Origin of the sequence: uncultured Nostoc sp., assembly GCF_964247315.1 — a bacterium.
Lineage (GTDB): Bacteria > Cyanobacteriota > Cyanobacteriia > Cyanobacteriales > Nostocaceae > Nostoc.
Genome location: NZ_CAXTTT010000067.1, coordinates 17,007 through 38,861 on the forward strand (window position 1 = coordinate 17,007; position 21,855 = coordinate 38,861).

At 41.4% G+C, this 21,855-nt stretch carries 15 protein-coding genes and 1 pseudogene; 9 read left to right on the forward strand and 7 right to left on the reverse strand.

Annotated features, from left to right (window positions below; translation table 11 throughout):
- Window positions 1–238: 238 nt before the first annotated feature.
- Entirely contained in the window at window positions 239–2,530 is a 2,292-nt protein-coding gene (gene glgB / locus ACFE93_RS19910) for a 1,4-alpha-glucan branching enzyme (protein ID WP_375475452.1), read from the reverse strand.
- Between the two features lie 26 nt (window positions 2,531–2,556).
- Between glgB and ACFE93_RS19915 the strand changes: the two genes are divergently transcribed.
- Window positions 2,557–2,715: a hypothetical protein gene (locus tag ACFE93_RS19915; RefSeq protein ID WP_375475454.1), complete on the forward strand. Its 159-nt coding sequence runs from the start codon at window positions 2,557–2,559 to the stop codon at window positions 2,713–2,715.
- A gap of 29 nt (window positions 2,716–2,744) precedes the next feature.
- Here the strand turns inward: ACFE93_RS19915 and ACFE93_RS19920 are convergent, their stop codons facing one another.
- Together ACFE93_RS19920 and ACFE93_RS19925 are read right to left on the reverse strand one after the other, a co-directional pair.
- Window positions 2,745–3,077, reverse strand: coding sequence for a hypothetical protein (locus ACFE93_RS19920; RefSeq protein WP_375475456.1), 333 nt, complete (start codon window positions 3,075–3,077; stop codon window positions 2,745–2,747).
- A gap of 528 nt (window positions 3,078–3,605) precedes the next feature.
- Window positions 3,606–3,815, reverse strand: coding sequence for a hypothetical protein (locus ACFE93_RS19925; RefSeq protein ID WP_375475458.1), 210 nt, complete (start codon window positions 3,813–3,815; stop codon window positions 3,606–3,608).
- 501 nt (window positions 3,816–4,316) lie between these two features.
- Between ACFE93_RS19925 and ACFE93_RS19930 the strand changes: the two genes are divergently transcribed.
- The 4 genes from ACFE93_RS19930 (at window position 4,317) to ACFE93_RS19945 (ending at window position 9,042) form a co-directional block, all read left to right on the forward strand.
- Window positions 4,317–4,997 carry a hypothetical protein gene (locus ACFE93_RS19930; RefSeq protein WP_375475460.1) on the forward strand — a complete coding sequence of 227 codons (681 nt, stop codon included), beginning with the start codon at window positions 4,317–4,319 and terminating at the stop codon, window positions 4,995–4,997.
- Between the two features lie 20 nt (window positions 4,998–5,017).
- On the forward strand, window positions 5,018–6,829 hold the full coding sequence (locus ACFE93_RS19935; protein WP_375475462.1) for a peptidoglycan D,D-transpeptidase FtsI family protein: 1,812 nt from the start codon (window positions 5,018–5,020) through the stop codon (window positions 6,827–6,829).
- A gap of 202 nt (window positions 6,830–7,031) precedes the next feature.
- On the forward strand, window positions 7,032–8,129 hold the full coding sequence (locus ACFE93_RS19940) for an iron-containing redox enzyme family protein (RefSeq protein WP_375475485.1): 1,098 nt from the start codon (window positions 7,032–7,034) through the stop codon (window positions 8,127–8,129).
- 217 nt (window positions 8,130–8,346) lie between these two features.
- A complete protein-coding gene (locus tag ACFE93_RS19945) occupies window positions 8,347–9,042 on the forward strand; it encodes an SAM-dependent methyltransferase (RefSeq protein ID WP_375475464.1) in 696 nt (231 codons plus the stop codon).
- Between the two features lie 153 nt (window positions 9,043–9,195).
- Here ACFE93_RS19945 and ACFE93_RS19950 read toward each other — a convergent pair whose 3' ends face one another.
- Window positions 9,196–10,329 carry a DUF3466 family protein gene (locus tag ACFE93_RS19950; protein ID WP_375475466.1) on the reverse strand — a complete coding sequence of 378 codons (1,134 nt, stop codon included), beginning with the start codon at window positions 10,327–10,329 and terminating at the stop codon, window positions 9,196–9,198.
- An 80-nt stretch (window positions 10,330–10,409) separates the two neighbouring features.
- A complete protein-coding gene (locus tag ACFE93_RS19955; RefSeq protein WP_375475468.1) occupies window positions 10,410–11,432 on the reverse strand; it encodes a glycerophosphodiester phosphodiesterase in 1,023 nt (340 codons plus the stop codon).
- Window positions 11,433–11,932: 500 nt separating this feature from the next.
- On the opposite strand from ACFE93_RS19955, the gene ovoA reads away from it, so the two are divergent.
- Both ovoA and ACFE93_RS19965 read left to right on the forward strand, forming a co-directional pair.
- Window positions 11,933–13,270, forward strand: a complete 1,338-nt coding sequence (gene ovoA, locus ACFE93_RS19960; RefSeq protein ID WP_375475470.1) for a 5-histidylcysteine sulfoxide synthase — start codon at window positions 11,933–11,935, stop codon at window positions 13,268–13,270.
- Between the two features lie 38 nt (window positions 13,271–13,308).
- Window positions 13,309–14,160 carry a sterol desaturase family protein gene (locus ACFE93_RS19965; RefSeq protein ID WP_375475472.1) on the forward strand — a complete coding sequence of 284 codons (852 nt, stop codon included), beginning with the start codon at window positions 13,309–13,311 and terminating at the stop codon, window positions 14,158–14,160.
- A gap of 89 nt (window positions 14,161–14,249) precedes the next feature.
- On the opposite strand, the pseudogene ACFE93_RS19970 reads toward ACFE93_RS19965, so the two are convergent.
- Both ACFE93_RS19970 and ACFE93_RS19975 read right to left on the reverse strand, forming a co-directional pair.
- Window positions 14,250–17,357: pseudogene (locus ACFE93_RS19970) on the reverse strand (efflux RND transporter permease subunit).
- 249 nt (window positions 17,358–17,606) lie between these two features.
- Complete coding sequence (locus tag ACFE93_RS19975) at window positions 17,607–19,064, reverse strand: efflux RND transporter periplasmic adaptor subunit (protein WP_375475474.1); 1,458 nt, start codon at window positions 19,062–19,064, stop codon at window positions 17,607–17,609.
- Window positions 19,065–19,592: 528 nt separating this feature from the next.
- On the opposite strand from ACFE93_RS19975, the gene ACFE93_RS19980 reads away from it, so the two are divergent.
- Together ACFE93_RS19980 and ACFE93_RS19985 are read left to right on the forward strand one after the other, a co-directional pair.
- The gene (locus ACFE93_RS19980; protein WP_375475476.1) at window positions 19,593–20,474 is read left to right on the forward strand and encodes an Npun_R2479 family HD domain-containing metalloprotein; all 882 of its coding nucleotides are present in this window, start codon (window positions 19,593–19,595) and stop codon (window positions 20,472–20,474) included.
- A gap of 118 nt (window positions 20,475–20,592) precedes the next feature.
- Complete coding sequence (locus ACFE93_RS19985) at window positions 20,593–21,708, forward strand: ABC transporter permease (RefSeq protein ID WP_375475478.1); 1,116 nt, start codon at window positions 20,593–20,595, stop codon at window positions 21,706–21,708.
- Window positions 21,709–21,855 lie beyond the last annotated feature (147 nt).

Here is a 21,855-nt window from a genome sequence, read left to right on the forward strand (position 1 = left end):
CTGTCAGCCTTTAGTAGTGCGCTTCTCCTGAGTACTAAGTATAATTCCACGGGTAAATGCAGAGCGATCGCTAGTTAAAAATCGTGAAAAAGAATGTAGAGACGTAGCACTGCTACGTCTCTACAAGGGTTATGAATAACGAATATTTAATTTCACCAGAGTCTATTAGAGAACTGGGTTGAGTAGCTGTCAATAAACAAAATTATGTCTAGGGTGAGCTAGCACCCACCCCAAATTGTTATCCAATTACCTCAGCAGTCTTCTTCTTATCCAATTTGAGAATCAACACACCCAAAGGTGGTAAACACAAATCCAGTGAATAAGGATGACTATGCAAAGACCACTCATCCGTCCACTTACCACCTAAGTTGCCCATATTGCTGCCGCCATACTGACGCGCATCACTATTAAACAACTCAGTATAAAATCCCTTTTGCGGTACACCGATGCGGTAGTGAGAATGGGGTTGTGGTGTAAAATTGCAAATCACGATCGCAAAATCATCAGAATCTTTGTCACGACGCATGAAGGCAACTACACTATGGCGGTTATCGCTACAGTCAATCCACTCAAACCCCGCTTGGGCAAAATCTTGGGTGTACAAAACTGGTTCAGAACGGTAGAGATGGTTCAAATCGTGGAAAAACGTTTTTAACTGTTGGTGGGCTTCATGCTGTAATAAATGCCACTCCAAATCTGTCCAATCATTCCACTCACTCCACTGCCCAAACTCCATGCTCATAAACATGGTTTTCTTGCCTGGGTGAGCAAACATATAGGTAAATAAACAACGCACACTAGCTAGCTTCTGCCATGTATCCCCTGGTATTTTACCGATGATATTGCTCTTGCCATGCACGACTTCATCGTGGGATAAGGCCAGCATGAAGTTCTCACTGTGGTTGTACCACATACTAAAGGTGATATTGTTTTGGTGGAACTGGCGGAACCAAGGATCCATGCTGAAATAATCCAGCATATCGTGCATCCAGCCCATATCCCACTTCAAGTTAAAACCTAGTCCGCCTGTATAGGTAGGCCAAGATACCATTGGCCAGGAAGTGGATTCTTCAGCAATTGAGAGAACACCGGGGAAATAGCTAAAGATAGTGTGATTTACCTGACGTAGAAAATCTGCTGCTTCTAGGTTTTCTCTGCCACCGTACTGATTGGGCAGCCATTCTCCTGGTTCGCGGCAATAGTCGTTATAGAGCATCGAGGCAACAGCATCGACACGAACCCCGTCAATGTGGTACTTGTCAAACCAGAAGAGAGCATTTGCTGCTAAGAAATTACTAACTTCATGGCGACCGTAATTGAATACCAAAGTACCCCATCCTTTATGTTCGCCTTTGCGGGGGTCAGCGTGTTCGTATAGGTGGCTACCATCAAAAAAAGCTAAACCATGTCCATCTTTGGGGAAGTGACCAGGAACCCAATCTACAATTACCCCTATATCATTTTCGTGACATTTGTCAATAAAATACATCAAATCTTCGGGTCTGCCAAAACGCGAGGTAGGGGCATAGTAACCAGTTACTTGATAACCCCAAGAACCATCAAAGGGATGTTCCGCAATGGGCAACATTTCTATGTGGGTGTATCCTAATTCTTTGACATAAGGAATGAGTCGGTCAGCTAGTTCTCGGTAGGTAAGGAAGCGTGCGCCCGGCTTTAGTCCAGAAACGACAACTACAGGTTCCGTTTCACCATTGGGAAGTTTAGCTGGTTCTGCACTCGAAGCGTGTAACCAAGAGCCTAAATGCACTTCGTAAACTGAAACTGGCTGAGTTAGGGGGTCAGTGCGACGCCGCTTTTCCATCCAGTTTTCATCATTCCAACTATAAGCATCTAAATCAGTGACAATGGATGCCGTTTTCGGGCGAACTTCTTGCTGGAAACCATAGGGATCGGATTTTTCGTAAATGTGTCCTTCAAAATTTTTGATTTCATATTTGTAATGCTCTCCCACACCGATTTCAGGAATAAACAATTCCCAAATTCCAGTGCGGCCTTTACGCATCTGGTTTTTACGTCCATCCCAGAGATTAAAATCTCCCAACAATGAAACATTACGGGCGTTGGGTGCCCAAACGGCAAAATAAACGCCTTTAACGCCATCTATTTCCGTGGGGTGCGCTCCCAGTTTTTCATATATCCGGTGATGGTTGCCTTCACTAAACAAATGCAAGTCAAAGTCTGTCAAGTTAGGAGAACGGAAAGCGTAAGGGTCATAGATGACACGCTCGTGTTCTCCTTCTTTAATCCGTAACTGGTAGTTTGCTAGTTCGGCAGTTTCAATGGTGCATTCAAAAAAGTGAGGATGATGCACTGTTTGCATTGGGTATTCTTTACGTTGTTCAGGAAGAACGACCCACGCTGCACTTGCATTTGGTAGGTAGGCCCGCACAGCCCAGACAGTTTTGCCGTCTTGCTGTATGGGATGAGAACCTAGTATTTCAAAGGGATCGTTATGCTGATTCCAAACGATGCTGTTAACCTGTTCAGGGGCGATCGTGGTCATGGACATGAAGCTACCTAAGTGGAATAACGTGATTGACTAAATCTACTTTTTTAATATCTATATATATTCTTTACATTTATTTGCAATTTTGTCGCCACCGTTATCCTACATCAGAATTGGGTATTGGGCATTGGGTATTGGGCATTGGGCATTGGGCATTGGGCATTGGGTATGGGGCACAGGATGAATGACAAATGACTAAGGACTAATGACAAATTTATCAAAAATTTAAAAATGGGAAAAACTGCAATAGTGTTTTACGTAGGCGAAGCAAAAAAATCTGTTCTCGAATTTTAGGGTCTAGTTTTGGTGGCGGGACTTCTTGCAGCTTGGCTTGTAATTGGATATACTCGGCAGCTGTTAGGAATCTTCCATCAATAGGCGATCGCGCTTCTATAATAATCTTTGTCCGTAATATTTCTTCTGGTGTATCCTCCGGTGGCGGTAATGCTATTGCTGCCGATCTCCAATAGCTACTTAAGACAACCATAGTCACAGTAATTACAACCAAGACCAGTAATTTTACATGGTTTCGCGTTTTAACTCTCTTCATCTCCTGAAATACGTTCATAACGCAAGATGAAAATCTGTTTTTTCCATGCCCAATACCCAATGCCCAAATTTTCCCAATAAAAATCTGGCAATATCAAGGGAGATTACCAGGTCTTTCCTGATACGGAATAGACTACAGGAATGCTCAAGAGCAATTGCCAGCGATCGCGATAAATTGTTTTGCCCTCTCAAAACTCAGTAATATAAGCAATTTCAAATTCCAAACGAAGGAAGTATCTTGTCTACAAAATAGTTTAGACTCACTCAACTTCCTTGGACTAAAAACAAGCTTTGAGCGGGCGGAAATTTCAGTGGACACTTGGTAAAGGACGTAACCCTCTTTACCAGTGTCCTCTACTTCCTGCTCTACTTAGTTGATATTTGAGCAAACTCTAGGTTCAGATAAACCAACATAAAAATGCGGTTTTTTCGCGAACCTAATTAATTCGAGCTATGTTTCGAGCTATGTAGTGAGGAACGCTGTCACTAAGTAGTTCTGGGCGTGATTTAAACTAAAGTTTAAGATGCCTTATTTAGGAGTAGCTGCGGGAGTAGTTGCGGGAGTTGCTGGAGTCGCTGCGGGAGTCGTGGCAGGAGTAGACTTAGCAGGTGCATCAGTTGGTTCACCTGTAGCAGCTGGAGTAGCAGTACCAGCACCATCACCACCACCACCTTCACAAGCCCCAAGAATTGCAGCCAGACTTAACATTAAAGCCAAACCAAAGATTTTTGTTTTCATAACTCCTCTTTCACCAATTGTGGCTAGAACAATTTTTCGCCTGTTGAATACGATACCGTATTTATTGCTTTTTTTAAATTCTGCGAGATTACATACTTAAAAAAAACAATCCTTTGGGGTATTGTTTTTGGAATTACGTATCCTGATTAGTTTCTTTTAACTCAGGAGCAAAACGAAAATTACCAATTTATTTAATAAACGGAGCTATGATAGCAAAAAATTTTATTTTTTTCACAGAGTATTGCATCTGGCTACCCGACGTTGCCATACTTTAGGTGCGATACCTAAAGGGTAAGCTATCCAGTTTATAGTCGCTGATTGCAAACATTGCATATCTAGGGGATGCAAACATTGATACAGCTACCTATCAGAAAAGTTAAAAGGTATAGTCTGTTATGTGTGCTTGTTGCACAGGAGGTTATTTTAACCTTAGCAAAAACAGACAATCAAGACAATCAATCGAAAGTGCAGTATTTCCCATCTCAAAAAATTTAAAAATTTATGGTAGTTGCTCGTAAATCTACTGTTTCTACAAGGGGTAATTGGTTTCGGCGAGATTCTATCCTTTCTTTAGGAAAGCGACGCTCTGCGCGTATGGAGTCAGCAGCACGGAACGCTTCTACAGCAGTATCCTCTCAAAAACAACAGCGTTCCTCCAAAAATTTAGCGGTTTCTCCTATAAATGAGGCAGTTATAGGCAAATCAGTGAAACAGTTGGGTAGACAACAATTACCAAATGTCAATGAGCAGTTGAATGCGAACCAAAAGAGTCCGGGGGAAGGTTTTCTTGGGCTTCCCACAATGCCTAATTCTGGAGCCGCACCTTTATGGTTGCTGCGCTTGTATACCTTTCATCGTTATTCGTCAGTTGTGGCGTTCTTGTTAGTAGCATCGACACTTGCTGTTTATGCTTGGACAGTCTATTCTCAAGAGCTTTGGGGTCAGTCATATCGCAGACTGCAAAACCTCCAACGTCATGAACGCTTGCTAACGACAACCAACGCGACGCTGAAAAATAAAATGGCTAATGAAGCAGAACAACCAACAGCAGGGCTGGTATCGCCAACTCCGGAAGGGGTGATTTTCTTGTCTCCAGCATCTCAGAGTCGTAAGCCAGCATTGCCTAACACAACGCCAAATTCTGAAACGCAACCGCAAACACTCTCGCCACTGGGATACTAATCGTAATTCGTCAGAACCCAATGCAGAAGTCACCAAGGAAAACAAAATTCAGAAAGTTTCAGAATCCAGGATTCACAGGGCGACACAAGGGTGATAAACGAGGGCTTTTGGGGAAATTAGCCTCTAATATACAAGACCAAACATCCAACACTAAGTCCCGACTGTTCATCGTCTGGGGCGTATTAATGGCATCAGGGTTGGGGTTGGCTATTAACTTGTATAATCTACAAATTGTCAAGGGCCCAAAGTTAACTGAGCAAGCACGCAACCAGCAAATGGTGAATTTGCGACCTTTTATGCCCCGTCGCCCAGTGGTAGATCGCAATAGCGATCTGTTGGCTATTGACCGTCCTGTATATACTTTATACGCTCACCCCAAGCTGTTTGATAAGTCTAATGAAGATATGGCAGAGCGACTTGCCCCGATTTTGGCAAAAGATACTGCTGAATTGGTGAAAACTTTTCAAAGCAAAAGAAGTGGAATTATACTTGCGCCAGCCTTACCAGAAGAAATTATCGATCGCGTCATCTCTTTGCGCTTAAATGGCCTGGAGTGGATTCAAAAATACTCCCGATTTTACCCGCCAGACGATTTGGTTGCCGATGTAGTGGGCTATGTGAATGTTGACCGTCGCGGTCAAGCTGGTGTGGAATACTCTCAAGAGAAGTTGCTAGAACGTCCTGTGCAAACGGTGCGGCTCAGTCGGTCGGGGAATGGGGCCCTGATGCCGGATCGGGCTCCTGAAGGTTTTTTGCATTTTGACGATTTGCGATTACAACTCACTATCGATAGCCGTCTGCAACGAATTGCTCGGATTGCGCTCAAACAACAGATGGAGAAGTTTGACGCTAAACGTGGGGCAGTAATTGTCATGGATGCATTGGATGGTTCCTTACTCGCCCTGGTTTCTCAGCCTACTTATAATCCTAATGAATACGCTAAAGCTAATATTTCACTATTTAAAAACTGGACGGTGGCGGATCTTTATGAACCGGGATCGACTTTTAAACCTTTGAATGTAGCGATCGCTCTAGAAAATGGCATCATCAAACCAGATGATATGTTTAATGACTCCGGTTCGATTCGAGTCGCTAATTACACCATCAAAAATGCCATGAATAATGGTAATGGGCGAATCAGCATCGCTCAAATTTTGCAATATTCCAGCAATATTGGCATGGTGCAAATTATCCAACGTTTAAAGCCTTCAATTTACTACAACTGGTTAGAACGATTGGGACTAGGACAAAAAGTTGATACAGATTTACCTTTTGAGGTTGGGGGACGGCTCAAAAGTCAAGAAGAATTTATCGCTTCCCCAATTGAAGCAGCTACTACTTCTTTTGGGCAAGGCTTTTCCATGACACCGTTACAGCTAGTGCAAATGCATGGTGCTTTAGCTAATGGCGGTAAGTTAGTTACACCTCATGTAGTTCGCGGGCTGATTGATAGCAAAGGACAGATGCATGATTCACCCACTCACACCATCCCCCGCCAAATTTTCTCAACCGCAACAACTCAAAAGGTTGTGGAAATGATGGAAACTGTTGTTACTCAAGGTAGCGGTAAGGCGGCACAAATTCCAGGATATCGCATTGCTGGTAAAACTGGTACAGCCCAAAAAGCTAGTCCGAATGGTGGCTACATCAAAGGTGCGAGAATGACCAGTTTCGTGGCTATTTTACCCGTGGAATCTCCTCGCTATGTAGTGTTCGCACTGGTGGATGAGCCAAAAGGAGAAAGTGCTTATGGTTCTACTGTCGCCGCGCCAATTGTGAAGTCGGTGATTGAAGCACTGATTCCTCTTGAGGAGATTCCACCCAGTAAGTAAGGCAATTGAGCAACGGACGCAAGTGCCGTAGGGATTGGGGAGGAGGAGGGCAGAGGGGCAAAACCATTCCCCATTCCCCTTTCCTTTGAAACTTAATCTTTCTTTATAACCAGGGAAAGATGTACACAAAGCTACTTGTGTGAAAAGTTAAGTATTAGAGGTGAAATTAATTTCTCACTTTTGCAAAGCTACCGAAGATTCCATGCAAAGCAATTTAATTATATTTCCTAAAGCTGGGGCGGCGAAAAATAGCACGCAAACAGAAGAAAGAACAATTACCCAGTACGACCGTGCTGAGAAGCAATTTATAGAACTGCTAGCAATGGAGGATTTGGACAATCAACTGGATGTAAAACCTGCAACAGCTAGTCAGTTTGAACAATCGCTCTCTATCGCAATTGGTGCTGCTTATGGAAACGATCGCTCTGATGACCAGGCTCACCGTTTTCTCCAACGGATACTTTATCGAATTAATCGGCTAAAGCTGTTTTGGTACGATGATTTGCGGCACTATAACAATGAGCGATCGCAGTATTTGCACTTTTGTCGCGACAAAATTGAAACTGCTTGGCAACAGTGGGAATTGGCACAAATCGATGTGGCTGCATTGCAACAATTGGATGTAAAACAAGCTTTAATTGAGCGGGCATCTGCCGATTTAAATCCGCCTTTGTCGGAGAATAGCCGCTACATTCGTGAGGAAATGACTGAAGCTGGCTATCGTCACTTGCTAGCGATCGGCTCCTTTGATGGTTTGGTTGAAGGTAGTCGTCTTTGCTACGTATTGGGTGGTGCTGCTAATGAAATGCAGTGTACGCTGGTGCGAGTACTATTAGAAGAATACGGCAACGGTCGTTTATCCCGCAAGCACTCGACATTTTTTGCTCAAATGCTGGCTGAGTTTGGGATGAACACTGAACCAGAAGGATACTTCGATTTAGTGCCTTGGGAAGTCCTAGCTTGCGATAATCATAACTTTTTGACCACCGATCGCAAACGCTATTTCCTACGTTACAGTGGGGCGTTGACATATTTTGAGGTGGCTGGCCCTGCGGCTTACAAAAACTATCTGGCGGCAGCGCAACGCTTAGGACTGTCAGAGGCGGCGATGGGTTATTGGGAACTACACATCAGGGAAGATGAACGCCACGGTCGTTGGATGTTGGATGATGTAGCTTTGCCTTTGGCAGAACGGTATCCCAATGATGCGTGGGAACTGCTGCTTGGCTATGACCAGGAGAAACGAATGGGCGATCGCGCCGCTCGTGCTGTTATGCGATCGATACGCGAAGCAGAATAAGCCGCTTTACTCGTATGAACAATCCCAAAAATTATAAATAGCAGGTTATTCTTAGCGTTTTAATTTGACATTTTTAAGTCATTTTATTACTAATTCACCTACAAATACATTTTTTTAGCAACCCTTTGCTAAAAGAACGGTTTTAATTACCTAAACATAAAACAGCAAATAACCCCCCATTAAATTGATTATACCATACACTTTGAAGTGCAGTCAAATGAAAGATATCTTTTTTTGCCCTGAAGAATCTAATTTCTACTCCAACTGCTTAGAAAGCTTTGTGATCAGAAATTGTCAAAATTCTGAATCTATTGTGGAGTTTGGTTCAGGAGATGGCAGCCCTGTAATTAATTCCTTATTGAGAAACAAGTTTGATGGAGTCATCCAGGGATTTGAATTAAATACTTCTGCATGGAAAGTCGCAAATTCAACCATTGATGAATACAATCTCACTAATAAATACATCATCCATAATTCATCTTTGTTTAATTCTTCTCAACCCGATGCTGAGTATCTTGTAGCCAATCCACCGTATCTTCCCGCACCAGATAACGATATTTATATGCCACTATTATTTGGGGGTGTAGATGGAGCTACAGTTACCAACGAGCTTTTATCGTTAGGTTATGAAAATGTGTTGGTTTTAATATCTAGCTTTTCTAATCCAATAAATACATTGAACCTAGCAAAGCAGAATGGTTATTATGTTCAAAACTTCATGGTGTTACCTTTGCAGTTCGGCTACTATAGCTCCGATCCCAAGGTAAAGAAGCACATCGAACAACTCCAAAAAAATCAGATGGCATTTTATTCTGGTAATTATTATTTATTAGCTGGAGTTTTATTTAAAAAATACCAGGAGTCTGCAATTGATTTATCTAATCAATTAGCTCAGGTGATGACTAGTTTGTGAAAATCGAGAACAACTTAGCAGTGATGTCATCCCTTGCCTAAAGTACAATGTGTCTCTAAGCACGGCCTAGAGACATATCTTAAAGATTTTCAACTAGCATTTTTATAAATGCATATTTCCAACTAATCATTTTTTCTGCCTAAAGTTATTGCATTAACTTGTTTGTTGTATGGCTGCATTGCTAGAGTGAGGTTTGCGCTTGAACGTTGCAAATAAAATTACAACAGCACCAAACGACAAAATAGGAACACTTGAAGTTGGTTCAGCTACAGAGACAGATGAGGTTGGCGTCAAAAGGAAGGCATGTAATTCACCATTAACTGCACCACGACCGACAATTTGTCCATTATTATTAATGGCAGATGCTGCTGTCAAGGTAAAGCCAGCCTCTGAACCAGGAGCAATCAGGTCATTTAAGTCGTAGAGAGTGTTATCACTATAAAGAAAAGCCCGTAAACCATTGCCATCTGCTGCAAAAAAGTTATTGTTATTGCCAGAAAACCCGACTACTTGACCCAAATTGTTGATCCCCAAACCAGTACTAAACAAATCTGTAGGACGTAACCTACCGAGGTTTTCGAGTCCCGTGCTGGAACTGTACAGAAAAGCACGAGTATCATTTACTCCAGTGAGTCCCGAACTACCAACTACTTGTCCTGAGTCATTAATATCATTTGCTTGACTGTAACTGTCACCAGGGAGGGTACCGAGATTAGTGATTATACCGTTGTCGGATAAAAAGGCTCGGTTGGAAGAACCGAAAATGCCAACTACCTGACTTAAATTATTTATGCCATAGGCAACATAATTTTCTTTTAAGTTATTGTTAATAATAGTCGTCGTGCCATTGCTGTATTGGAAAGCGGCTCCAAAGGGAAAGGCAAGTTTTGGGAATATACCGCCACCACTTGTACCGCCAACTACTTCACCTGAGTCATTGATAGCATAAGGAATGCCTTTAATACCAGTATTTTGCGTTGTTCCATTACTGTAAATAAAGACGTTATTATCACTGTCTGTGTTACTGATAGAATTACCAACTACTTGCCCCAAGTTATTGATACCAGTCACTGCAAGTACATTATCGCCAGGCAACGGACTAATTTTTTTGAGCGAACCATTACTGTAAAAAAAAGAACTGTCCAAAGAATTAATCGCTACTTCACCTGAGTCATTAATGTCTGTAGCGTAACTGTAGGCTTCTCCTGTAAGACTGCCTAAGTCAGTAACTGAGTACAGAGATGCCGCCAATGCCGACTTGGATGCAGTAAGACTGATTGCAGTCAAGGTTATTGCTGTTATTATATGCGATTTCCACTTAAGTAGAACCATGTTACTTTTCTATGATTTTTTATTTCTTTACCAAATTACCACTGAACAGTAGAGGCGTGAACTGCCGTATCTGGGTAATCGCTAAATACGCCATCAACACCTAAGTTGAAAAATAGTTCATATTCACCTTGAGGATTTCCTTGAAAATCCAGTGGCAAAAAACAGTCTTCATTGCGGAAAGTCCAAACATGAACTAGCAAACCAGCCGCATGAGCATCAATGACTAAAGATGTAGGCGATATCTGGCGACAAGCCGCTTTGCGTCTACGCAATTTACCATTGCTGTCTCTAGGAACCAGTAAATTTTTATGAATCCCAATCGCCTGTGCATATTCAGCAATTTCTGCTAAACCTGATGCTGTGACTAAATCTGTATAGGTGTGTTCGCAGCCACTAACGACAAAATCATAAGGCTTACCACTGTTATTCAGCAATTGCACCAGAGGTAAATCAGTCTTTGTAGATAAATCTTGTAAATTACCCACTTCAAAAGACTGAATGAAAACAGGTGCGTTAGCTCCCTGATAACCGTTAGCTGTTAAAGTTGCAAGTAGGGGTGCTTCTAGGGCTAACCCAATAGATTGAAAGTAAGTTGGGTGCTTCGTTTCTGGGTAAATGCCAATCGCTCGATTAATTTCGCCACTTTTAACCTTGACTAAATCGATGATTTCTTGCAGCGTGGGAATTTCTAAGAGTCCATCATAGGTGGTATTTTGCGATCGCAGTTGAGGAATTCGCTCTTTAGCTCGTAGTGTTTTTAGTTCTTTTAGGGTAAAATCCTCAGTAAACCAGCCAGTTTTTGATTCGCCATCAATTATTTTGGTGGTTTGCAGGTGAGCAAATTCTGCATGGCTTGCAACATCGGTGGTTTCAGAAATCTCATTTTCGTGACGAGCAATTAAAATACCATCTTTGGTAGAAACTAAATCAGGTTCAATATAATCAGCCCCAAGTGCGATCGCTAACTCATAAGCAGCTAAAGTATGTTCTGGACGATAGCCGCTAGCACCCCGGTGTGCAATGATAATTGGAGATGCGTCTTGCAAAGTTCTAATCATTACTTTACCCACCTACATAGAAGCAAGTTATCCGTACCATGTCGTCAAGAAGCAGTGAATTACTAGTGCCTAAAGAAGGTTGTAATTTGTCATTGATAAGAGTTTCAATAGTCTTTATTTTTAATAATGTAGTTATGTTTATTCGGACTGAATTACTTGTTAGCTGATAGTTTCATTATTCAACAAATATTAAATTAGTCAAATTAGCAGTTTTACTACACTAAGTCGATACAGTTTTAGAGCTATTTGAAAAACTAATTATTGAACAAGAAGTATTGCTATTAAAGAATAAATCTGTCATATTTAAGAATCTTATTTGATACCTCCTTCATTACTATTGTGTTTAACACATTCTATAGTACTCATATTTGGTTTTTCACAAAACTCAGTACATATCTATTTTTTATTCCGTGTTCACTATCTATACAATTAAATTCAGGAATCAAATCGGATTTATAAATAATTAATTTGTTTCATTGTTCTGTAATAGTAATTTAACCATGAATAGTCTGCAATCTGCTAAACCTCCAAAACTTGATAGTTGTAATAACCAAGTTATCCTCAATTACTTTGAGAATGCTTGGCACTTAGAAGATATGTTATTGAAAAGTCTAGTTGGGGAAGAGACATTTTATCTCAATCCTGACCCTTTGAGAAATCCTCTAATTTTTTATCTAGGACATTCGGCTATTTTCTATATTAATAAATTAATTCAGGTGGGATTATTAGAAAAAAGCCTCAATCCAGAGTATGAAATTTTGTTTGAAATTGGAGTCGATCCAGAAAAACCAGAAGAGTTAAATGCAGCGATCGATCATTTAGAATGGCCGCAAGTTTCACAAACTTGGGAGTATCGAGAACAAGCATATTCTGTAATTTCTGAACTAATTAAGACAACCCCAATTACTCTGCCAATTCATCCCAATCATCCTCTTTGGGCTTTAATGATGGGGATTGAACACCAACGTATTCACATTGAAACTTCTTCGATGTTAATTCGCCAACTGCCTATTGAGAGAGTGAAACGTCCTCAAAATTGGCAATATGCCCCTTTTAATGGTTACACTCATCAGAACGAAATGATAGAAGTTGCTGGTGGGGTAGTAAAACTCGGTAAAGCCTTAGATGATTCAACTTATGGATGGGATATTGATTATGGCGATCGCACTGTTGAAGTTGCACCCTTTTTCGCCAGTAAATATCTGATTACCAATGCCGATTTTATCTATTTTGTTAAGGCTGGTGGCTACGAAAATCAAGAATATTGGGATGAAGAATCTTGGAATTGGAAAACTCGATACAATATTCAATGTCCTAAATTTTGGTTACATGAAAATGGTAGCTACAAATATCGAGCCATGTTTGATGAAATTAACTTACCCCTAGATTGGCCTGTGGAAGTCAATCACTATGAAGCAATAGCCTATTGTCGTTGGCAAGGGAAAGATACTCGCTTAATGAGTGAACCAGAATACCATTTAGCAACTTATAGTAATAGTTTATTAGATGATGTCGAAAATTATAATCTCAATTTAAAATTTGGCTCACCTAGTCCTGTTGGGATGTTAGAAACAGCCAAAAGTTATTCGGGATTGTACGATTTGCGGGGTAACGTTTGGGAATGGTTGAGTAATAACTTAAACCCGATTGCAGGATATCAACCTCATTTTCTTTACGAAGATAATTCTGCCATCTTTTTTGATGATAAACATCAAATGATGTTAGGAGGGTGTTGGATAACTAATGGTACAGAAGCTTTAAAATATTACCGCAACTGGTTCCGTCCCAATTTTTATCAGCACGCTGGTTTTCGGATTGTTCAAGATATCAAAGCTTAACAGAACATGCCTTAGTCACATACTATAAGGTTACAGAGATGCAAAAAATTTTGAATTTCTGTTTTGAAATCGAATTTTATCTCAAGATCGCTATTAGTTGTACCATTGTTCAGCAGGTATTCTATTTGCTGTTAAACAATCTTGAGATCGACTTGATAACGCAGGTGTTGTTGTATTGGCTTCTTGGTTCTATCTCATTTTATAGTATTGGCATTCTCATTGAAAAAGGAATCAAAAGTAAGGATGTTTTAAGAAATAAGCTGACAGCAAGGGTCAAGAAAGTCAAAAATCAAGAATTTCCTTCCTTTACTATCAAAGGCATAATTACAGGAGAAATTAAAGCTTTTCTATTAGCATTCATAATTCTATATCTAGCTCCAGAGGTTCATAGAGGAAATAGCTTACTCCTAAATCTTGGATGGTTCTTGATGAGAATAGTTGCTGCTGATTTCTGTTTTTATGTTGCTCATCGGCTCTTGCACACAAGATTCTTGCAGAAAATCCATCTGAAACATCATGAGTTTCGTGACTCATCAAGTTTTGTTGCTGGACACAAGAGTTTGATTGAATATATTATTGTTGCGATCGCTGACGTTTTGCCTATTTTTATATTTGGATATGACATCACTCAACTGTGTGCATGGAGCGTTATAGGCAATGCTTACAACTTAGAAGGTCATAGTTCTTTGTCAATATTTTTTATTCCATCAGATTTCCACGATCTTCATCATACTTGCTTTCATGGAAACTATGGCATTCAGGGATTCTGGGATAGAATATTCAACACACTAAATCCTCCTACTAAGAAGCCGGGAATTATGTTTCCTGTGAGTTCGATCGAGTATACACTTATTAAGTCATCTATTAGTAAGGATACAGAAAAAATATAATTCAACTAAAAAAATTATAATGTTATAGCTTTTCCTAATCATACAAGTTACATCGGTTAAGGAGACGCGATAAATCGCCGTCTCTATAATTATTGGCGCGATGGTTTTTTGCCAAAGCCATAGCGCAATCTATCCATAATCCAAGTTTGAAAGTTGTCAATGTAGCTAAATATCACTGGCACTACCACCAGTGTCAACAGAGTAGAAGTTGTAAAACCGCCCATAATGGCAATTCCCATTGGTTGTCGAACTTCAGAACCCGCGCCAATTCCCAATGCTAAGGGTAGAATCCCAGCGATCGTTGCTAAAGAAGTCATTAAAATTGGGCGCAGACGTGATACGCCTGATTCTACGAGTGCCTGACACTGAGTTTTACCTGACTGAATGTTGATGATTGTATAGTCAACTAACAGAATCGAGTTTTTGGTGACAATCCCCAACAGCAACACGATCCCAATCAGGGCATATATTCTCAAGGGTTTTTGAGCAACCATCAACGCTACCAATGCGCCGCCTAAACAAAAGGGTAAGGCTGCCATAATCGATAATGGATGAAGGAAGTTGTTATACAGCAGCACCAGAATTGCATAGATACACATTAATGCCAGCCCCAACGCACCGCCAAAGCGACTGAAAATATCTTGCATAATTTTGGCACTACCTGATGGTTGCTGTACTACTCCTGGCGGTAAGTTTTGCATTACAGGTAGTTTGTTGATTGTCTGGACTGCCTCTCCTAAAGAAATCCCTTGTAAGTTGGCTTCTACAGCTACTTGACGGGCGCGATCGTAACGGTTGATGGTAGCAGGGCCGCTACCAAAGCGGATATCTGCCACTGCTACAAGGGGAACTAATCTACCATTTTGACTGGGGACTTGGAGATTTGTGATTGTGTTGATATCAGCACGCGCTTGCGGATCGATTTGGACGCGAATAGGGATTTGGCGATCGCTTAAATTAAATTTCGCCAAGTTCGCCTCATTATCGCCGATGGTTGCAAGGGAAGCAGTCCGAGCGATCGCTTGTACTGTCACCCCCAAATCTGCTGCCCGTTGTGGTTTAGGAATTACCAAAATCTCTGGTTTTACCAAACTTGCAGTAGAAGCTACTTCTACCAATCCAGCTAGCGATCGCATCTGCTTTTCTAAGGCATCAGCAGCTTGATTCAATGCTTCGGGATTTTCACTTCTGAGGACAATTGATAAAGCTTTACGACTGTCACCCGGTGACTGACTTTGAAAACTAATTCTAGCCCCTGGTATTTGTTGAAAGTCAGGACGGACTTGTTCCTCAAACTGTTTTTGGGAAATATTTCGTTCCTCTCTGGGTTTAAGATTAATCGCAAGACTGGCAGAATTTATCTCTTCTGTTGCTAGTACGCGTTCAACTACTGGGTTTTGCCGGATAATGTCAGTTGTTTGTATAACTACCTTGTTAACATCTGACAAAGTGGAACCAGGAGGTAATTCTATAGATACGTTGGAAATTCCGAAATCACCATCATCAACGAAACCCTTGGGAATCAGGGGAACCAGCATCAGACTGGCAATAAAAAAAGCGAAAGCGATCGCCATTGTTGTCAATCTATGGCGTAACGCCCACTGTAATAGCGATCTATAAGGTTGAAAACCCGGACGCTTTTGAGTTGTGAGTTTTTTACCTCCGTTCCCGCTACCTGGAAGTGCAAATTTAAAATTAAAAATTTTTATTACTCCCCTACCTCCCTGCCCCTCTGCCTCCTTTAAAAGATACGCCCCCATCATCGGCGTAACCATCCGCGCTACAAGAGTTGAGAAAATTGTGGAAACGGCAACGGTAACACCAAATGGTTGAAAAAATTGTCCCGGAATCCCACCCATAAAGGCAACGGGCAGAAACACTGCAATAATCGTCGCTGAACTTGCGATTACTGCTAATCCTACTTCGTCGGAAGAGTCAAAAGCAGCTTCCCAAGCTGATTTACCCATAGCGATATGGCGTTCCATGTTTTCAATTTCGACAACGGCATCATCGACCAAATTGCCCACCGCCAGGGCTAATGCCAACAAAGTCATGTTGTTGAGGGTGTAACCAAGAGCTTGCTGCACTGCGAAGGTAGGAATGATTGATAGTGGTAAGGTGACAGCGGTAATTAATGTTGCTCGCAAGTCCCGCAAAAACACTAAAATAACGATGACCGCTAGCACCGAAGCTTGAATCAATTCATCAATGGTGCTTTGGTAAGATTGGCGAACAATATCGGCTTTAGTAAAAATTAAATCCAGCTTGACATCTGGGGGAAGGGTTTTTTCCAGTTGTTTGACTGCTGCTTTCACTCCTTCTTCCACAGTCACTAGAACGCTGCCAGTACTACGCAAAACTTGAAAAGCTACCACAGGTTGATTATTCAAGCGGGCGGCTTGGCGCACGTCACCAAATTTATCTTCTACAGTTCCCAGGCTAGATAAAGGTACGGAACCACCTTGTGGTAAGACGATTTCATAGGTTTTCAAAATATCGACACTGGTGGCACTTCCTAAAGTACGAATACTTTGTTCGCTACCACCAACTTCGGCACGTCCGCCAGGTAAATTAATGTTCAAAGCGCGGATTTGGTCGTTTACCTGAGTGGCGGTGATCGCTAAAGATTGTAAGCGGTCTGGATTAAGATTAATGCGAATTTATCGGTCAACACCACCCACGCGCTGAATTTGTGCTACACCACGAACTCCCAGGCACGGCTAATAGTTTGGTCTACGAGATTGCTTAACTCTTCTACAGAACGCCGATCTGATTTAACTGCGTAAGTAATCACCGGGCCGCCGGAAAATTCTAGGCGTTCCACAATTGGATCGTTAATATCTTGGGGTAAATCTTGGCGAATTTGAGCGATCGCATTGCGGACATCCGCTATCTGTACCCAAAACAAAATTGATTGTCGTCTTAGAATTCCCATCGCTAACGGTGGAAATCATGTAATCGATATTGCCCAACCCCGCGACGGCATCTTCAATTTTTTTTGTCACTTGGGATTCTAGCTCTGCTGGGCCTGCACCTGGTTGGGTGACTTTGATCGAAACTGTTGGCACATCAATATTAGGGTTAGTATCAATCCCCAGGGATATGAAGGAGAACCAACCCACTACTGTCAAAATTAAAAATAAAACTATCGTCGGAACAGGTTTTTTAATCGACCAGGCTGAGATATTAAAAGACATCGGGAAATTTTAGATTTTAGATTTTGGATTAGTCAACATAATTCGTAATTGATAATTCGTAATTCGTAGTTACAATTCCTTTGGGGCTTGAACCCACAACTGATTGAAGACCACCAAATCTGCATATTTGGTGGGGGCTTGTACCCTCTTTAATTACGAATTACGAATTACGAATTACGAATTAGTAATTATTTGGTCATTGGTCATTGGTTATTTTTCCCCATTCCCGATTCCTTATTCTTATTCCCTTCAATCTACAACTCGAACCAGATCGCCATCTTTGAGATAGCCTGCACCCTCAAGTACAACGCGATCGCCTAACTGTAACCCACTCTTGATTTCCACTGTGTCGTTATTACCAGGATCTCCTAACTCGACTTTCTGGCTGCTGACTGTATTTTCACCCGATAAGATGAATACAATTACACTTGCGTCAGCTTGGGACTGCACTGCTTTTTGTGGCACTACCATTCTCATGCCTGAGTCAGTAGTAATTGCAGCACTAGCAAACATTCCTGGTTTAAGTAAAGTTGTTGGCGGCAAGTCAATTTTCACTGTCGCCTCACGTCTTTGATCGTTAAGCTGTGGTTGTATATCCCTGACTCGTCCCTGCGATCGCACCCGCCGATCGGCATCAGAAGTAACTTGCACCGATGCACCAATTTTCACCTGAGTTAGTTGAGTTTCGGGCACTTTCGCCTGAAGTTCTAGCTTTTCATCTCGGATAATCGAAAATAGCTTTTGTGTGCCACCAATCACCGTTCCCACCTGAGTTTGCGGCGGTATACCAGTGACATCACCGACTCTAGCCAGCTTCTCGGCGATTACTCCCGAAACCGGCGCACGTACCACAGTTTGTTCTAACTGAGTTTGCAGTTGTTGTACTTTGGCAGCACTGCTCTTGACATCGGCTTTGGCTTTGTTGACGATCGCTTGGGCGTTATTAATATTGGCTTGGGCACTGCGGATATTAGCCTGAGCGCTACGTATATTTTCTTGGGACAGGTTTACAACTTCTATGGCAGTTTTTACGGCGTAAGAACGAGTATCAAGTTCTTGTTTGCTAATCGTCCCAGAGTCAGCAAGTTGTTGATAGCGCTGATAATTCTTAGCTGCTTCCTCTAACCTCGCTTTGGCTTGAGCTAAATCGGCTTGTTTTTGCTGGACTATTGCTCTATTTGATGCCAAATCTGCCTGCTTAGATGCCACATCTGCTTGTTTGGATGCCACATCTGCTTGTTTCGATTCCACATCTGCTTTTGCTTGGCTAATTTGGCTTTGCAGTATGGAACCATCTAATACTGCCAACACTTGCCCTTGTTTGACAAAAACTCCTTCTTTGACATTTGCGGGGATGCTTTTAATTTGTAAGCCGTTTGTTTGCGGTAGCACCGGAATTAAATCACTCGCGGCTACAGTCCCAGTAGTTTTGAGTGTACGGACAACATGGGCGGTTTCGACTGTGGCGATGGTGACTGTCATCGCTGGGTTAACTTTTTTATCTGCTACCGGACTTTTTTGATGGGATGGAAAACGATTTAATACACTCATCCCAACCAAGGCGATCGCAATTCCTAAACCAGTACCCAAGAATAATGGCTTCAACCACCCCCTGGTTTGTTTTCGATCTGATTTGCTCAAAAAATTCCTATCTTCAGAGGTTATAGCTTCTTCCACCTCAACTTCTGAAAGACTTTCATCGCTCACAGTTTTACCTCTACTTTCTGTCTGTACATATCAAATCTTGATATTTTCTTAAGAAAACTTGAAGTTTATTTACTTTGATATCAACTATGACGCATTTCATTGTAAATGTCTTTGAACTGCATTAGTATATAATAGAACTTTATATATCAGAGAAATTACTATTAATAAAGGATAATAAATTTTATGTAGATTATGGTAAAAAATTCTCTCATCTTATAGAGCTACTCTGTATCACATACCATCTGTATTTAGATCACTGTCAACCAATGCTTAGATATGAAAAACTGATATAGTTCATCTAGATTTATCTAATTAGAATCGAAAGTATTTATGTACCTTGGTACACCAGTAAATTATTTTTTATACGTAATTAATCATTTCTCTAAAGTCTTTGGTTGTCAGGAAGCCGTGTATCCAGACATGGATAAAGCTAGCGTCTACAGCTACACGTGAGTTACAAAGGAATTCCAGCAAGGGTAGCCTCTAATCAAATCAATAAAAAATTGATATTTACCAGAGTAAGCAGATATGTTCAATGCCACTGAAATTTTAATTGATGCCTTCGTAAATGAAATTCGAGAGGGCTATCGTCGCACTTATGGCTGCTTTAAAAATGATTATCAGGACATTATCGCCTGGGCAGGTAACATGGCTTTGGAAAACATTGCCAATAGCGATGCCCTTTATCACAATGTTGAACACACAGTCTTAGTCACCTTGGTAGGACAAGAAATTTTACGTGGCAAACACATCCGAGAAGGCGGTGTTTCTAGTGAAGACTGGTTGCATTGTATTATTTCTTTAGTCAGTCATGATATTGGCTATGTTAAGGGAGTTTGCCGACAAGACCGAGAAACAGCAAACTTATATGCCACAGGTAAAAATGGCAAAATGATTTCTGTGGCTGCTGGCGCTTCTGATGCCAGTCTGACGCCGTATCATGTTGATAGAGCCAAGCTGTTTATTGATGAGCGTTTTGGAGGTCACAAGTTAATAGATGCTGAGGCAATTAAGAGCAATATTGAATTGACTCGATTTCCCGTGCCTGCGGCAGAGGATCATCAAGATACGAAGTGCTTTGCAGGATTAGTGCGTGCTGCTGATTTGATTGGTCAACTAAGCGACCCGCGTTACCTGAAGAAAATTACTTCTTTATTTTACGAATTTGAAGAAACTGGTGTAAATAAAGTTTTGGGCTATAAAACCCCTGCCGATTTGCGTAACAACTACGCTAAGTTTTATTGGAATGGCGTCTATCCTTATATCCAAGAAGGACTGCATTACCTATCATTGACACAACAGGGAAAACAAATTCTTGCTAATCTCTACTCAAACGTATTTGTTGTGGAACATGAAAAACAACAGGAAGAACAGCAGCGGTATTTAGAGAAGTTAGCAGTTAAGAGTTAGGAACGCGATTAACCCTTGTCTGTACAGGGGTTGGGAGTTGAAAATTATTAATCATGAGTTATGAATTAAGATAAAAGCTTAATAACTCATAACTCCTAACTTATAACTCCTAACTACTATGGATTGGTGGCGACGACTTAAGAAAAATCCTTTGGCACGCTTTGGGGCAATTTTGCTGTTAATTTTCTATATAGGAGTAATTGCAGCTGATTTCGTAGCTCCTTATGACCCCTATGCTTCACAGCCTAATGGTTCACTGCTGCCACCAACTAAGATACACTGGGTTTCTCAATCAGGGCAGTTTACCGGGCCTTATGTTTATCCGACGACTCAGGGAGATACCAATTTAGATACAGGCGATCGCAAACTGATTGTAGACTCAACAAAGCCTTCACCCTTGCGTCTATTTGTCTCTGGGGCAGAATACCGATTGTTGCAGATGAGTTTGCCACTACCGCCTACGTGGGATGAAGTCACAATCTTTCCTGGTATCCCCTTAAATTGGCATTTATTTGGCACAAAAAGTGGCGCAAAAGTCAATATTTTCGGCACTGATGACCAAGGCCGCGACCAATTCAGTCGCTTACTGCATGGCGGTCGCATCAGTATGTTTATTGGGATTTTTGGCATTATTATTACCTATCCCCTCGGTTTGCTTATCGGGGGAATTTCTGGTTATTTCGGCGGTGTAACTGATAGCATCATTATGCGCTTGGCAGAAGTGCTAATGACTTTCCCTAGTATTTATCTTTTGGTAACATTGGGCGCAGTCTTACCAGCTGGTTTAAGTAGTACCCAGCGCTTTTTGCTAATTGTGGTGATTACTTCAGTGATTAGCTGGGCTGGTTTAGCACGGGTGATTCGGGGACAGGTACTATCAATTAAAGAGCGAGAATTTGTCCAAGCGGCGCGTGCGATGGGCGGAAACCCAATTTATATAATTATCCGTCACGTTTTGCCACAAACGGCTAGTTATGTAGTTATCTCTGCTACTCTTGCAATTCCCAGTTTTATTGGCGCAGAGGCAATACTAAGTCTCATCGGTTTAGGAATTCAACAACCAGACCCCTCTTGGGGCAATATGTTATCTCTGGCTAGCAATGCTTCAATTTTGGTACTGCAACCTTGGTTAATCTGGCCGCCGGCTGTTCTGATTATCCTCACAGTATTGGCATTCAACTTACTTGGTGATGGGCTAAGAGATGCCCTTGATCCGCGCAGTTTAAGAAGATAAGCCCTCAATAATAGTAAATGCATACGCCGAAATAGCAAATGCATACGCCGAAATAACAAATGCATACGCCGAAATAACAAATGCATACGCCGAAATAACAAATGCGTACTCCAAAATAACAAATGCGTACTCCAAAATAACAAATGC